Here is a 14619-nt window from a genome sequence, read left to right as displayed (position 1 = left end):
GGCGGCCCGTCCCGATTGGGACGGACCGCCCGCCGAGTGACCTGGACCTGTCAGGAGGGGTCAGGCAGCCTGCTCGGCAATCTCATCGGTCACCTCGTCGCTGACCAGCTGCTCGGCTTCGTCATCAACCGACGCATCTTCCTCCAGATCGGCTGGAACGTCAGCATCGGTGAACCGCATGATCGAAGGAACCCAGGCCTGTGCCCGTTCCTTGACCTCGGCCTCACCGATGAAGTTGCCGGAGAATATGCGCTCGGCAGCGCTCGCCAGTTCGGCCTTCTTCGATGCGGCATAGCGACTGACGAGTTCGGGACCACCGGCGGCATCGAGCGCCTCGAGCGTGCGAGCCTTGGCCACACGATCGAAGTAGTTCGCCGCCGTCGGACGCCACCAGTGTGCGGTCTCGATTTCGAGCAGTGAGCCCAGCTCCTCGTGCAGTGGCACCGAGCGCTCCCCTTCGCAGGCAAGGCTGGCAACTAGAGTGCGCGAGACGACATGGCCGAGCCAGGCCGAGCGTGCCTCGTCGGAAAGCGCCCGGAACCTGGCAAACCGCTCGACATCGCTTTCACCAGCACGCCAGCTTTCATCGAGCGAACCGGCGAACTCGGCCAAGGCAGCGCTCGCCGGTGCATCCTTGGCCTCGAACCCGGTGACAGGCCCGGACGCAACCGATCCGACCAGCGTCGACGCATTCTTGGCACGCCAGTCGTGTCCATCGGCATCGGCGAGCGTGAAGACCATGAAGTCGAGCGCCAGTGCCGGATCGTTAGCGAGATGGATCGCCAGGATGTCGCGGCGCTGCATCGCGAGCTCGTCGAGCAGACGCTGGGAGAGAGAGCTCCCCTTGGCTTTCGCCGTTCCACTCTCCTCGACTGCTTCGACCATACCTTCGTCAGCGATGACTTGGGTCTCGGTGTAGAACTGCGGGACCAGGGTCGGCTCGCCATTGCGCGAGAGGACGAGGAAAGCGCCGGCTTCGGCTTTCAGTTCTTCGGCCAGCACCGGCGGACGATCGGTAAGGTCCCGCATGGCGCGATTGATCGCCACCAGTTCCTCCTCGGCCTTGGCGACCTCGTCCTCGTCGCTGTCCTTGTCTTCGAGAATGGCGGCGAGACGGTCGTAGTCGGCTTCGAGTTCGCCCAGCTCCTGTGCTTCCATTTCGGTCATTGGCGCAGGTTCGCAGGGCAGGCGACCGAGACCTTCGACAAGGTCATGGCTGACATAGGTGCCCAGCGTCGGCCGAACCCAGGCAAGGCCAAATTCGAGCGCGGCCTTTCCTGCGGCTTCTTCCATGGCTTTGTACGCGAGATCCTCGAGCAGCGCGACATCGATCCAGCTTTCACTGGCATCATCATCGAAAAGTTCGCGCTCGATCCGGCCACCCGCTGCGATGTAGGCATCGCGTCCGACGAGCACAGCTCGCGGATCGGAACCGCGCACCGTGGCATCAAGCACCATGCGGCGGATCGTGTCGGGCGTGATCTGGTACCAGGCGTCCTGCAGCTCGGCATAGACATGCGCCTGGCGCTCGACGTCGGAGATCGCGCCGTAGGCCTTGGCCATGTCGAGCGTGATCGTGCCTTCGGCGAGCGCTTCGAAGACGCAGGGTGCCAGACTTGCCAAACGCAGGCGCCCTTCGACGAACCGGACGGTGAGGCCGAAGCGGCGCGCCACGTCTTCGGTGGTAGCTCCTGCTTCGATGATGGAGGCGAAGGCCTGCGCCTCGTCGGCCGGGTTCATTGCGAGTCGCTGGAAGTTCTCGGCAAGGCTGGCTTCGCGCACTTCGCTTTCCTCGCCTTCGATGACGAGGCAGGTGACTTCGTGCGTGTCAGGCAAGGTGCCCTCTTCGGCCAGCGCCCGCAGCGCGGCGAGCCGGCGACCGCCAGCCTCGACCTCGAACTTGCCGCGCTTTCCTTTGCGCACGACGAGGTTCTGCAGCAGGCCGCGCGCGGCAATGTCTGCCCGCAGCTGGAGGTCGGCCAGCACGTCGCTCGACTTGCGAACGTTACGCGGGCTCGGGACGAGCTTCTTCAAGGGAATCGACTGGATCATGGATGGTCTCCTGATGGAATGAAGGCGCCAGTGAGGATCACTTGGCCCACAAGCCCAAAGGGCTCCCTCCACTCTCATTCCGAGATTGGGGTCTCCCGAGGGATCAGGCGGCAAGCGCGGGAAGAACGGACGAGGCTGCGGAGACTGGCACGAACAGCCGCGTGCGGTAACGGATGATCTCGGTGAAGCAGCCCTTGCCCTTGTACCAGTCGAGGCGATCCGGCGAGAACCCGGTCAGTTCAAGGCGCTGTTCGCCGCCGACCAGCGAGCGCTTCACGGTGAGGGAATCGTGGCTCGCAAGGCCCAGCGGCTTGCCGCTGGCGATGACGAGTTCGCCGATCTGCTCAGCCGATGGTCCGGCAACTCCGGAAAGACCAAAGGTCTCGGCGATTGCGGCGAGATCGATATCGCGGACTTGAGCGGTCGCAGCAGGCGCCGGCGTTCGATCACGGCGCCGTCATCGGCGATGAGGCGCCGGGCAGGAACCGACAGCGCGACCTTGCCCGAGCGTGCGTTGCGCATCGGGATTGCGTGCGGGCTGCCAATCTCGTGCATCCGCACCAGGCGCTGCAAGCGTAGAGGCCGAAGGTGCCTCGACACTTCGAGCGAGACGAGACGGGTCTCGGCTCCGGTCACGGGGTCGGTGCGTAGGAGCTGATCTGCAAGGACCGTAAAGTGATCGACCTTGACGGTCTCCAGTCCCTGATCGAGCGTTCCGGCCTCCCGCGCGGCTTCGATCCGCGCTTCGACGAGACCGAGATATTCGTCGAATATGGCGTTCTGGAGCGCGATCGGCAGCGCGAGGATGCGGTTGAGCCAGCGCTGGATCGTGGGGAGATTGTCGGTCAGCCCGCCATCGGGGTTGTCGAGCCGGAGGCCGGTGCGCTCGACGAAGTTGCCAAAGGTGGTGGCTTCAAGCTTGCCGTCATAGAGCAGCTGGAACCAGCGGCTGAGCGCGTCGCGCGCATAGTCGCTTTCAAGATTGTCTGCCGGGTCGAACAGGTTCTGTCCGCCCGTCTGGCGCTCGCCGCGCGTAAGCGCGCCCAAAGCGTCGAGCCTTCGCGCAATAGTCGAGATGAACCGGCGTTCACCCTTCACGTCGGTCGTTACCGGCCGGAACAGCGGGGCCGAAGCTTGGTTGGTGCGGTTGGTGCGACCAAGACCCTGGATCGCGTTGTCGGCGCGCCAGCCCGGCTCGAGCAGGAAATGGACCCGGCGTTGCTGGTTCCTGGCGCCCAAGTCGGCATGATAGGAACGCCCCGTGCCGCCTGCGTCCGAGAAGACCAGGATGCGCTTGGTTCCTTCCATGAAGCTTTGCGCTTCGGCGACATTGGCACTGGGGCTTCGCCGTTCGAGGCGCTGCTGACCATCGCGACCCAGGACAAGCCTGCGGGTCCGGCCTGTGACCTCGGCCACTGCGTCGGTTCCGAAATGCTCGATAATCGCATCGAGCGCAGTGGCGATGGGCGGCAGTGCGCAGAGCTGTTCGATCAGCGCATCGCGCGCGGCAATGGCGCGCGGGCAGAAGACGGGATTGCCGTCTCCGTCGCTCATCGCCTCGGAGCGAAGATTGCCGTCCTCGTCGGCGAAGACCTGCATCAATCGTACCGGGAAGCTCTTCGTAAGGTAGTCGATGACGTATTCACGCGGGGAGAGGTCGATGTCGAGCGCTTCGCGCTCTTCCACGGTAAGGTCGGCAAGGCGCCGGTCGAGCATGGCCTCGGCGGTCGAGACCAGCTGCACGACAACAGAATGCTCTTCGCCAAGCGCCGCTTCCATCGCGGGGATCAGGCTCGGCAATTTCATCGAAAGCAGGAGCTGGGAAAAGAAGCGCTGCTTGGTGCCCTCGAAGATCGACAGTGCTGCCGCTTTGGCGTTGCGATTGAGCGTATCGCCGCTGTCCTCGTCGATCACGCGGGTTGCTTCGAGCGCAGCTTCGAGGTTTCGGTGAATGATCGCCCAGGCCTCGGCATAGGCGTCGTAGATCCGCACCTGCGCTTCGGTCAGGCTGTGCTCGAGGATTTCGTACTCGACCCCGGCGAAGGACAGCGCACGGGCGAGATAGAGACCCTGGGCCTTGAGGTCACGGGCGACGAGCTCCATCGCCGCGACGCCGCCGGCGCGGATCTCGGTCATGAATGCTTCGTTGATCGGGAATGCGGTCTCGGGTCCCCACAGGCCAAGCCGTGAGGTGTAGCCAAGGTTGGCGATATCCGAAGCGCCAGTGGCAGACGCATAGAGCACCCGGGCGCGCGGGAGATGGTTCTGCAGCCGGAGGCCCGCCATACCCTGTTCGGAGCCCTTGACCTTGCCGCGAGTGGAGGAGCCCCCGAGGGCATTAGCCATCGCATGGGCTTCGTCGAAAGCGATCACGCCGTCGAAATCCTCGCCCGCCCAGGCAAGAATCTGGTCGAGCCGCGTATCCTCGGCGCGGCCCGAGCGCAGCGTCGGATAGGTGACGAAGAGAATGCCTTCGGACATCACTACGGGCTGGCCGAGTTTCCAGCGCGAGAGCGGCTGGAGATCAAGCGGCAGCCCGCCAAGCGCTTCCCAGTCGCGGCGTGCATCTTCGAGCAGCGCCTCGTTCTTGGTGATCCAGACATGTCGGCGCTCGCCTGCGAGCCAGCGATCCATGATGACCGCGGCGATCTGCCGTCCTTTGCCCGCTCCGGTTCCGTCGCCGAGGAAGAAGCCTTGGCGGTAAGAGTGTCCGTCCTCGGAGAGTTCCAGCGAGGTGCCTTCCTGGCTCACCTTGAACTGACCCGGAAGATCGCGCGCAAATGCCTGGGCAGCGTAGACCAGTGTCTCGCATTGCGCTTCGGACAGCAGGCCATCGGCCTGCCAACATGCGGGACGGCGCGGGCAAACATCGGGCTGCGGTGCCGCGACCGAACCCATGGCGACCGATTCCACGAGCGGGGTGGGATGGACCGGAGCATCTTCGAAGGCGATGCGGCTGGGCCGGTAAGGCAGGTAGATGCCTGCCTGTTCGGGCACAGGCGCGGGGTCGGCGAGGACCGAATAGGCAAGGTCGATCGCATTCACCGTGGCTGCTGGTGTCGCGGCGAACGGCGCCACCGGCCGGACCGACGCGCGATGTGTTGAGGTCTTGCCAACGAGGCGCACTGGCTTCCCGATTGGCAGGCGATGGATGTTGGTGGAGGTTTCTACGCGTGGCGGAAGCGCGTTGAGCAGCTCGTGGAGCGCGATCAGGTCGCCGGTATCTCCGGTGATCGCAGGCGAGGACGCAGTCGGCGTCTTGTCGAACACAACCAGGCGAACAGCGATCCCCGTCCCTGTCCGGCGAAACATCTGCTGCAGGCGAACATCGAGGAGCAGCGACACGTCGTCCTGTTCCTTGGCGAAGGTGGAGGTGTCGAAGCCTTCAGGCATAATGGCGACGATCCTCGTCCGATTAGCAGCGGCCCGGATTGCACCGCGTAGGTGACGCATAGCGGTCTCACCGTCCTTGCCGCGTTCCAGGCTGTGAGCGAATGGCGGGTTCATCAGCACGGCAGACGGAACAGGGCCGCCAAGCAAGTCGGCGATCAGTTCCCCGTCATGCGCAGTGATGGTGGCCGTGGGGAAGGCGTGGGCCAGACCGTCTCGTCTTGCCGGATCGATCTCGTTGAGGAGCAGCGAAGCGTTCTGGAGGCAACCCCAGAGAGCAAGGGCACCATTGCCGGCGGACGGTTCGAGGAGCGTGTCTTGCGCGCAGACAGCTGCGGCCTTCGCCATCAGCCAGGCCAGCATTGGCGGGGTCGAGAACTGCTGGAGCTCGACCTGTGCTTCGCTGCGAACGTGCCGCGGCGGCAAGGCTGCTTCGAGCCAGTCGAACCGCGCTTCGGCTTCGTGTACATTCGTCGCCAGATCGATCCGTGAGGACTCTCGAAGCCAGAGTAGTGCGCCGATCTCGACCGCGCTGTTGTAGTCGTCGATCGTCCAGGCACCTCCCCAGTCCAGAACACCGGTCTCTTCGGCGAACAGCCCGGAAATGTCGGTACGGGTAAGATGACGTCCCGAAGCAAGAAGCGCGGCAACTCGGATGCCAATGGCATAGGCCATGGGCATGGGCGGCAACTGCTCGCCGGCGGGAAACAGGTCTGATTGAAACATGGCAATTCGTCCTCCTGATGAAGGCATCGGGACACGCCCTCTGCCGGATCAGGAATTCGAGAAGCTCTCTCTCCTCTACCGCGCCGCTTTGCGGCGCAGCCATGCTGTAAGTTCATCGTTCCAGTCGCTGTCGCGTGAGGATGGTTTGCGAACGTGGATCGTCCGCCCTTCGCGGGCATAAGCGGCCAGGCCACGCGATGCAGCCAGCTCGCCGCCAGCATCACGATCGACGAAGAGATGAAGTTCGGTGACACTCTCGGGTACGCTAACGAGGCCGAACCGCTCATTGCCCAGGGTCGCCCAGACGGGGATGCCGGTGAGAGCATAGGCCGACATCGCGCTCTCGACCCCCTCGGCAAGGCCAAGCTTGCCGGAAACTGGAGCGAAGAGACGAACAGCAGCTTCACCGAGCGCGCCGAGCGCGCGTTTCGGTTTATCGAAACCGGCCTTGGCATTGCCCGAGAGGAACGTGCGATGGATGGCGATCGGCCCCTCGTCGAGGCTGACCGCCGCAATCATGGCCGGCAAAAAGCGGGTTCGACCTTTCGGACCAAGCGGCGTTCGAGGGTGAAAGCGCAGCGCCGGCGATGCGCCCAGGATACCGCGGCTCTCCAGGTAGGCCTTTGCCGGACTGTCACGCAGTAGCTGTGCATCGCGCCAGATGCGCAAGGCAACGGCCGAAGGCTTCGCTGCAAAATTGGCATCAATCGTGGGCGCAATTGCATCTCCAGAGAACAAGGCGGACGCCGGCACGCCTTCGCGAGCGAGGCCTGCGAGCACCGACTCCTGGTCGCATCCGGCGAAGCAGTGGAGGAGAATGGCCCCACGTCCGAGCGATACGCCGAGCGAGGGCGTACGGTCGTCATGTGCAGGACAGCAAGCCATACCCTTGGCGCCGGACCATTTGCCGCCGCGGCTTTCACAGATGCGTCTCGCCGTCTCGGCGAGGGGATGGTTGGTCGTGGCAACGGACATAAGGGCTCCTTCGCAGGCTCGGGTCCCCCATGACCGCAGTCCTCCCCTCTCGCTGTCGGGTCGGACGAAACGATTTCCTACATGTTCTATTTATGTTCTATTCCGATTCGCTGCAAGCGACAGGAGTTTGAACGATGAGATTGGCCTTGATGATCGGGACGTTGGCGGTCGCCTGCCCTTTCGCACCATGCGCACAAGCGCAGGAGTACGCGTTGCTGGAACATCGCTATGAGCCGCCTGAAATCGCTGGTGTAGATCTCGGGATCAACGAGGAAACGCGATCGAGGGTACTGCTCCCTGCAACCTATCGCGAAGCACTTTACGAGCCACTGATCAGGGAAGCTGAGGTTCGGTATCGGCTTCCGCCTGGACTAATGCAGGCACTGGTCTGGGCCGAGTCCCGTTTCAATCCAATGGCTATCAGCCCCGCTGGAGCTGCCGGACTTGCGCAGCTGATGCCCGCGACAGCTCGCGAACTTGGTGTCAGCAACCGGCATGATCCTCGCCAGAACATCGACGGTGGTGCGCGCTATCTGCGGCAGATGCTCGACCGCTTTGGCAATGTCCATCTGGCACTCGCAGCCTACAATGCTGGTCCTGGCGCGGTATCTCGCGCTGGCGGGATCCCGAGAAATCGGGAAACACCCGCATATGTCAGAAGCGTTTTGCAGCGTTGGATGGCATACAGGCCCTTATGAATACGAATCGGAAACGTATTAGCGGACGGCTCGAGCAACTGCCACGCGGCTTCACCATCGTAACCGAGGCGGGCGATCACTGGGTGTTAGACGATTTCGAACCTGACAACGAACAGATTGGCGAAGAAGTGACCGCCGAGGGTGAAATCGTTGGTTTCGATCGTCTGAAAGTGGATTGGTTGGGCGTTCTGGCCGATTAGCGATTACTTGCATTTCGCGCAAAACTTTGCCCACTCTGCCATGAGCTTGCGCCGCTTTTCGAAAAAATCCGTCCTGCGATAAGCTGCTTCCACGCGATTCTGGACAGCATGTGCCAAGGCGGCTTCAGCGACCTCACCCGGAAAAGAAGTCTCTTCAGCTGCCCAATCTCGGAACGACGAGCGAAAGCCGTGGACAGTCACGTTCAACTCCATGTCTCTTAAAATCTTGAGCAAGGTCATGTCGGATAATGGGCTCTTGCGTCGCTGGCCGGGAAAAACGAGGTCGCTGGCTTCGGTCCGGAAGGCCTTTGCGTGTTCGATAACTTGTAAGGCCTGGCGAGTAAGTGGGACCTGATGCTCCTCACCCATCTTCATCCGCTCCGCAGGGATGATCCAGACACCGCGCTTCAGATCGAACTCTGACCAAACTGCATTCCGGACTTCTCCTGATCTTGAAGCGTTGAGGATCAGGAATTCGAGAGCCAAACGTCCTACCGATGATCGTTCGCGCAGCTTGGTTAGAAAAGCCGGAACATCGACAAATGGCATCGCCGCAAAGTGACCCGATTTCCGCGGCTGGCGAGGCAGACCTTTCGAGATCGAGCGCATGGGAGCTTCGCTTGTGCGAAAACCCTTCGAGAAACACCAGTCGAGCACAGTACCGATACGCTGGCGCACTCTCCGAGCCGTTTCTGGCTTTTCCAGCCAGATTTCGGCTAGAGCATCGCGGATGGCCGGAGCTTCGATGTCGGAGACCAAGACGTTTCCGAAGTGTGGATATGCGTATGCTTCGAGCGTCGAAATCCACTGATCCTGATGCTTGCCGTTCTTCCAACCCTTCTTGTGTTCAGCGTGCACCTTTACTGCAGCCTCGCGAAAAGTCGGGATTACCTCTCGTTCCTTCTTCCTTTCTGCAACCACGTCGACGCCAGCCTTCGCAAGCTTTCGGACGCTCGCAGCCAGTTCACGTGCATCAGCGAGCGAGACATCTGGATATGAACCAATTCCTACATCGCGTCTTCGACCGTTCGCCTGAACCCTAACAATCCAGCTAGCCTTGCCGGACTTGTTGCGAAACAGAATCAATCCTCCACCGTCCGAGAACCGGCCAGCCTCACGCAAATTTCGCAATCCTGTCGCAGTTAGGTTTCCCATTCCTCCGCCAAACCTTTCATCGCCTCGAACATTTCCCCACACTTTTCCCCACACTTCGTGCGAGATGCGCAGAAACATATAGGGAACATTTGAAACAAGCGCAAACGGAAAAATCCCGCAATTCTGCGGGTTACAGAGACAATCTGGGGCTATGTGAGACTGGTATGGTGGCGGAGCGGGTGGGATTCGAACCCACGATACGGGGTTACCGTATACACACTTTCCAGGCGTGCGCCTTCGACCACTCGGCCACCGCTCCGCGCGCTCTTGCATGAGCGAGCCGTGCCCTAGCCGCTCCCATTCGGCGACGCAAGAGGCATGGCGATTATACCCCCGCCCTGTTCAGATTACCGCCGAACTGCCCCGCAAGGCGGCGAAATACGCGCTCATCGCGGCGACGGATTTGTCGCTCAGCGCGATGAAGGCGCGGCGGCGGTCGGCCCGGTCCTGCACCCGCTTGAGCAGGCCCGCCTCGGTCATCTGACTGATCCAGCGAAGGGCGGTCGTCGGCGGCACGTTCGCGGCGATGCACAGGCTGCTGACCGAGACTTGCGTGCGCTCCGACTGCGCCGCGGTCAGGTCGAGCAGGATGTCCCACGCAGGGTCGGCAAACAGTTCGGAATCGAAAAATTTCGCGCGCAATTGTCGCTGCCGGATGATTTCACGGATCAGCCCCGCAGGCGGCAATGTGCCGTTGTCCCGCGCCGCGGTCGCCCGTTCGTGCCGGGGGGTGAGCGCGATGAAGCCCTTGTCGGGTTCCTTTGCCAGGTTTTCGGACGCGAAACCCTCGTCTCCGCGCCCTTCGATGCGGCGGACCAGCATGCTGACCTGTTCGGTGAGGCGCATCAGCGCGGCGCGATCCTCCGACGCGATGTCCCCCACGCTCTGCCCCGGCGCGCGCGTCGCCGCGACGGCCAGAGCCATGGCCCGCTCCGCATCGGACGGATTGACCAGGATCTGCGCATCGCCCCAATCGGCCATCCCATAAACGGTGTCGATCGCATTCGCGCTGGTCGAGAGTATGAGCGCCTCGCCCCCACGCGCCGCCCGCTGGCCCAGCCGCGCCAGCACGGCGGCGAGCGTATCGTCCACGATCGGCACGTCGATAATCAATATTTCGCCAAGGGCCGGCAATGTTTCCCCCCGCAAGGGTGCGACGTCGGCGCAATGCCGCACCTGCATGCCGGCATCGCCCGCCAGGTCGGAAAGCAGGCCGCGCACTTGCGACCGATCCGCGAATATCGACGCGCTTGCCCCCGGCGGCGATGGCGACACGCTATCGCGGTTTTCACCGAATGCGTATTCGAAAGGCGCTGCGTTCTGCCCCATTGAAGCGACCCTTTGGCGCCGGGAGGATGCCCCGGCAGACGAAGATACTGAAAATACGAAGCTTCACGGTCAAGCGATTTCCACGTTAAGCCCTGCGCCGTCCTTCGAGCATTCCCTTCGTACCGCCGCGATGGAGGGTGAATTCGATGTCCGGCCATCGCGCTCGCCACCGGCGTGCGACGACCCGCTCACCCGGACGCGCCGCATCGTCGAGCAGGACCCTTCCACCCTTGCTCAACCGGTCGAACAAATATTCCGCCGCGCCGCGTACGAACGGGTTCAAGGTCCAGGGCGGACCGTCGATGATGAGCAGGTCGATGCTATCGGGCACATGATCGAGATCGTACCAGCACGACGCCCACTCGCTATCCCGCGCAACAAGCGGGGCATGCCGCAGATCCGCTTTCAACCCGTTGTCCGCCAGCCATCGCGCGGTCGCGGCGACGAAGGCCGCGTTCTGATCGAAGCTGATGAGCGTGCCGCCGCCATGCATTTGCAAGGCCCGCGCCGCGATGAGAGAGGACGCCCCCGCGCCAAGCTCCACCACGCATGAGGGGCGCGTCGCCGCGATCGTATCGGCAATGTGGGTGAGGAAGAACGTGTCCGCCTTCCAGCTTCCCAGATTGGGCAGCGCGTCATGCGGCAGGTCGAGCCGGTCCAGCAGCGCGGCCTTGTCGCGGCGGCGCCCACCCGAAAGGCTGCGCAACAACCACGGCCATTGCACCACGGCCCACCCTGCGACGAGTGCCTTCTCCTGCCAGCTGCGGTGCAGCCCTGCCTCGCCCTGCGGCAGGTAACCCGTCGTCTCGCGCGACGTCATCGTCCGGGCCGGCGCCGCGCGATCAATCCACGAACGGGTCGCGTACCAGGATCGTATCCTCGCGTTCCGGGCTTGTGGAGACGAGCGCCACCGGCGTCTCGATCAATTCCTGCACGCGCTGAATATATTTGATCGCCTGCGCCGGCAGGTCGGCCCAGCTGCGCGCACCGGCGGTCGTCCCCTTCCAGCCTTCCATCTCTTCGTAGATCGGTTCCACGCGGGCCTGATCGGCGGCGTGGGCGGGCAGGTAATCGAGGATTCGCCCGTCGAGCCGATAGCCGGTGCAGATGCGCACGACATCGAACCCGTCCAATACATCGAGCTTGGTCAGCGCGATGCCGGTCACGCCCGAAATGCTGCACGATTGCCGCACCAGCACCGCATCGAACCAGCCGCAACGCCGTTGCCGCCCGGTGACGGTGCCGAATTCATGGCCACGTTCGCCCAGACGCTGCCCGATTTCGTCGGACAGTTCGGTCGGGAACGGGCCGGAGCCGACGCGGGTGGTATAGGCCTTTACAATGCCCAGCACGAAACCGGTGCTGGCAGGGCCGAGGCCCGAACCCGCCGCCGCGGTGCCGCTCACCGTGTTAGAGCTGGTGACGAAGGGATAGGTGCCGTGATCGACGTCGAGCAGCACGCCCTGCGCCCCTTCGAACAGGATGCGGGCGCCCGCCTTGCGCACTTTCTTCAGCCGCTTCCACACCGGCTGCGCGAATTGCAGGACGTAATCGGCGATCTCGCGCAATTCGTTCAGCAGGCTCTCCCGGTCGACCGGATCCTGTCCGAAACCGTGGCGCAGCGCATCGTGATGCGCGCATAGCCGGTCGAGCTGCGGGCCGAGCGCGTCGAGATGCGCAAGGTCGCACACGCGGATCGCGCGGCGGCCGACCTTGTCCTCATAGGCCGGGCCGATGCCGCGCCCGGTGGTGCCGATCTTGCCCGTGCCCGCGGCATTTTCGCGCAGACCGTCGAGATCGCGGTGCAGCGGCAGGATCAGCGCGCAATTGTCGGCGATGGCGAAATTTTCCGCGTCGATCTCCACCCCCTGCGCGGTAAGCTTCTCGATCTCGGCCTTGAGCGCCCAGGGGTCCAGCACCACGCCATTGCCGATGATCGACAGCGTGCCCGTTACGATGCCCGACGGCAACAGCGACAATTTGTACGTCACATCGCCCACGACGAGCGTGTGGCCGGCGTTGTGGCCACCCTGGAACCGCACCACGGCGTCGGCCCGGCTGGCGAGCCAGTCCACGATCTTGCCCTTGCCCTCATCGCCCCACTGAGCGCCGATCACCGTTACATTTGCCAAGATTTTTCGCCCTTGCTTTCAGCTTTGGTAAAGCCCGCGCGGCATTAGGGTGCCTTCGCCACCGGGGCAAGGGCACACAGCCGCCATTTGCCCGATCGATACGCATTGAAACGGGATTTTTATGGATTCGCGAGTATTTCGCCCTTTCGCCGTGATGGCGTGCGCCGCCGCCCTGACGCTCGCACCCGTGCAAACCGCGCTGGCGCAGGACGCGCCGGTGGCGGATGCGGGCTCCTATGCCGCCACGGCGATGCCTGCCCATTCCTCGATCCGCTATGGCAATGATGCGTTGCAGACGCTCGATTTCTTTCCCGGCGCCGGGTCGGGCACGGGCCCGCGCCCGCTGATCGTGTTCGTCCATGGCGGGGCATGGGTGTCGGGTGACAAGTCCGATTCGACCGGTACGGCGAAGATCCGCCATTACACGCACGCAGGCTATAATTTCGCGACGATGAACTATCGCCTGTTGCCCGATGTCGACATCCGGGATCAGGCGCAGGACGTTGCCGACGCGGTCGCGATGCTGCGAAACTCCGCCCAAACCCTTTATATCGATCCGCGCCGTATCGTGCTGATGGGGCATAGCGCGGGCGGGCATCTTGCCGCGCTGGTGGCGACCGATCCGCAATATCTGCGCGCCCGCGGCATGGCGCCCGCCGACATTGCGGGCGCGGTGCTGATCGATGCGGCCGCGCTCGATGTGGGACGGCAGATCAGGGCCGCCGGGCCGCTGCTCGGCTTTGCCTACGAACTCGCCTTTTCGGGCAATGCGGCGATGCAGAACGCGCTTTCGCCCACAGCGCATGTCGAAAGCCCGAATGCGGGCGCGATGCTCATGCTCCATGTCGATCGCGATTCCGCAGGCCAGGCCCGAATCTTTGCCGATGCCCTCGAAAACGCGGGCACGCCGGCACAGGTTTCCGCCTTTGCCGGGCGCGGGATGAGGGCGCATAACGAGATCAACAACAGGCTCGGGCGGGGCGATTATCCCGCCACGCAAATCGTCGACGAATGGCTCGCGCAGGTGACGGGTGGTTGAAATTCGCCGCAGATGGCCCAGCTTTGATGGGTACCACCCGATAATTCTTGCCGGAACGGAGCATCACCCGTTCGCGCGCAATTAAGGAGATCTATGAACGCCCCTACTGCTTTTCCCACGCTCCACCTCAACGATGGCCGCGAAATGCCGCAACTCGGTTTCGGCACGTACAAGATCGAGAACGACGATGCGACCGACATCGTCGCCATGGCGATCGACGAAGGTTTCCGCCTGATCGACACGGCCGCCGTCTATGGCAACGAGCAGGGCGTCGGCAAGGCGCTTGCGGGCAAGCACGGATTGTTCCTCACCACCAAGATCTGGAACGACGATCAGGGTTACGACGAGACGAAGGCCGCCTTTCACCAGTCGCTCGCCAGGCTCGGCCGGGACGAGGTCGATTTGCTGCTCATGCACTGGCCCTGTCCTGAAAAGGGCAAGTTCGTCGAAACGTGGAAAGCCATGACCGAACTGCGCGAGGATGGCCGCGTAAAATCGATCGGCGTGTCCAACTTCAACGCCGATCATCTGCAGACGCTGATCGACGAAAGCGGCGTCGTTCCCGCGGTGAACCAGGTCGAACTGCACCCCGCGTTTCAGCAGAAGGAATTGCGCGCCTTTCACAAGGAGCATAATATCATCACGCAAAGCTGGTATCCGCTCGGCTCGGGCGAGGCGATGAGCAACCCGGTCATTCAGGACATTGCAAAGGAACTCGACGCCGATCCGGGCGCCGTCGTCCTGCGCTGGCACATGCAGAGCGGATGTTCGCCCATTCCAAAGGCGTCGTCGCGCGAACACATGATCGCCAATCGTGGCGCGATGCAGGTGTTCCTGAACCGCGATCACATGGCGCGGATCGACGCGCTCGACGATCCTGCCGGTCGCAAGGGTCCGGACCCGAAAACCTTCTGCGACTGAAC

At 63.2% G+C, this 14619-nt stretch carries 10 protein-coding genes, 1 tRNA gene and 1 pseudogene; 4 read left to right on the top strand and 8 right to left on the bottom strand.

The genetic code is table 11. The features are described 5' to 3' along the window. Positions 1–60: 60 nt before the first annotated feature. The 3 genes and pseudogenes from K4G67_RS11910 to K4G67_RS11895 all read right to left on the bottom strand — a co-directional run bounded on the left by K4G67_RS11910 (position 61) and on the right by K4G67_RS11895 (position 7143). Positions 61–2052: a ParB/RepB/Spo0J family partition protein gene (locus K4G67_RS11910; RefSeq protein WP_239806581.1), complete on the bottom strand. Its 1992-nt coding sequence runs from the start codon at positions 2050–2052 to the stop codon at positions 61–63. Positions 2053–2155: 103 nt separating this feature from the next. Further along, a pseudogene (locus K4G67_RS11900) lies at positions 2156–6168 on the bottom strand (strawberry notch-like NTP hydrolase domain-containing protein). A 75-nt stretch (positions 6169–6243) separates the two neighbouring features. Next, a complete protein-coding gene (locus tag K4G67_RS11895) occupies positions 6244–7143 on the bottom strand; it encodes a DUF7146 domain-containing protein (protein ID WP_239806578.1) in 900 nt (299 codons plus the stop codon). A gap of 134 nt (positions 7144–7277) precedes the next feature. On the opposite strand from K4G67_RS11895, the gene K4G67_RS11890 reads away from it, so the two are divergent. Then, positions 7278–7841 (top strand): lytic transglycosylase domain-containing protein, encoded by a 564-nt coding sequence (locus K4G67_RS11890; RefSeq protein WP_239806577.1) that lies wholly within the window; start codon positions 7278–7280, stop codon positions 7839–7841. Further along, the gene (locus tag K4G67_RS11885) at positions 7838–8041 is read left to right on the top strand and encodes a DUF5818 domain-containing protein (protein ID WP_239806576.1); all 204 of its coding nucleotides are present in this window, start codon (positions 7838–7840) and stop codon (positions 8039–8041) included. The genes K4G67_RS11890 and K4G67_RS11885 overlap by 4 nt, the downstream gene beginning before the upstream one ends. Before the next feature lie 3 nt (positions 8042–8044). On the opposite strand, the gene K4G67_RS11880 is transcribed toward K4G67_RS11885, so the two are convergent. The 5 genes from K4G67_RS11880 to K4G67_RS11860 all read right to left on the bottom strand — a co-directional run bounded on the left by K4G67_RS11880 (position 8045) and on the right by K4G67_RS11860 (position 12657). Continuing rightward, positions 8045–9274 carry a tyrosine-type recombinase/integrase gene (locus tag K4G67_RS11880; protein WP_239806575.1) on the bottom strand — a complete coding sequence of 410 codons (1230 nt, stop codon included), beginning with the start codon at positions 9272–9274 and terminating at the stop codon, positions 8045–8047. Between the two features lie 90 nt (positions 9275–9364). Next, a tRNA-Ser gene (locus K4G67_RS11875) sits at positions 9365–9455 on the bottom strand. An 83-nt stretch (positions 9456–9538) separates the two neighbouring features. Beyond that, positions 9539–10525 (bottom strand): winged helix DNA-binding protein, encoded by a 987-nt coding sequence (locus K4G67_RS11870; RefSeq protein ID WP_239806574.1) that lies wholly within the window; start codon positions 10523–10525, stop codon positions 9539–9541. Positions 10526–10610: 85 nt separating this feature from the next. Then, on the bottom strand, positions 10611–11345 hold the full coding sequence (locus K4G67_RS11865; RefSeq protein WP_239806573.1) for a class I SAM-dependent methyltransferase: 735 nt from the start codon (positions 11343–11345) through the stop codon (positions 10611–10613). A 22-nt stretch (positions 11346–11367) separates the two neighbouring features. Beyond that, a complete protein-coding gene (locus K4G67_RS11860; protein ID WP_239806572.1) occupies positions 11368–12657 on the bottom strand; it encodes an adenylosuccinate synthase in 1290 nt (429 codons plus the stop codon). A 154-nt stretch (positions 12658–12811) separates the two neighbouring features. On the opposite strand from K4G67_RS11860, the gene K4G67_RS11855 reads away from it, so the two are divergent. Both K4G67_RS11855 and K4G67_RS11850 read left to right on the top strand, forming a co-directional pair. Then, entirely contained in the window at positions 12812–13696 is an 885-nt protein-coding gene (locus K4G67_RS11855; RefSeq protein ID WP_239806571.1) for an alpha/beta hydrolase, read from the top strand. A gap of 93 nt (positions 13697–13789) precedes the next feature. Continuing rightward, positions 13790–14617: an aldo/keto reductase gene (locus tag K4G67_RS11850; protein ID WP_239806570.1), complete on the top strand. Its 828-nt coding sequence runs from the start codon at positions 13790–13792 to the stop codon at positions 14615–14617. Positions 14618–14619: the final 2 nt, after the last annotated feature.

The organism is Croceicoccus hydrothermalis (assembly GCF_022378335.1).
Taxonomy (GTDB): Bacteria; Pseudomonadota; Alphaproteobacteria; order Sphingomonadales; family Sphingomonadaceae; genus Croceicoccus; species Croceicoccus hydrothermalis.
Note: the sequence above shows the minus strand (reverse complement) of the source record. Positions and strands in the feature narration are given on the sequence as shown.

What these genes read in the sequence shown, in the direction of transcription:
- K4G67_RS11865 (WP_239806573.1), bottom strand. Translation starts at nt 11,345, where the DNA reads ATGACGTCGCGCGAGACGACGGGTTACCTGCCGCAGGGCGAGGCAGGG.
- K4G67_RS11885 (WP_239806576.1), top strand. Translation starts at nt 7,838, where the DNA reads ATGAATACGAATCGGAAACGTATTAGCGGACGGCTCGAGCAACTGCCA.
- K4G67_RS11855 (WP_239806571.1), top strand. Translation starts at nt 12,812, where the DNA reads ATGGCGTGCGCCGCCGCCCTGACGCTCGCACCCGTGCAAACCGCGCTG.
- K4G67_RS11910 (WP_239806581.1), bottom strand. Translation starts at nt 2,052, where the DNA reads ATGATCCAGTCGATTCCCTTGAAGAAGCTCGTCCCGAGCCCGCGTAAC.
- K4G67_RS11890 (WP_239806577.1), top strand. Translation starts at nt 7,278, where the DNA reads ATGAGATTGGCCTTGATGATCGGGACGTTGGCGGTCGCCTGCCCTTTC.
- K4G67_RS11895 (WP_239806578.1), bottom strand. Translation starts at nt 7,143, where the DNA reads ATGTCCGTTGCCACGACCAACCATCCCCTCGCCGAGACGGCGAGACGC.
- K4G67_RS11880 (WP_239806575.1), bottom strand. Translation starts at nt 9,274, where the DNA reads ATGTTTCTGCGCATCTCGCACGAAGTGTGGGGAAAAGTGTGGGGAAAT.
- K4G67_RS11870 (WP_239806574.1), bottom strand. Translation starts at nt 10,525, where the DNA reads ATGGGGCAGAACGCAGCGCCTTTCGAATACGCATTCGGTGAAAACCGC.
- K4G67_RS11850 (WP_239806570.1), top strand. Translation starts at nt 13,790, where the DNA reads ATGAACGCCCCTACTGCTTTTCCCACGCTCCACCTCAACGATGGCCGC.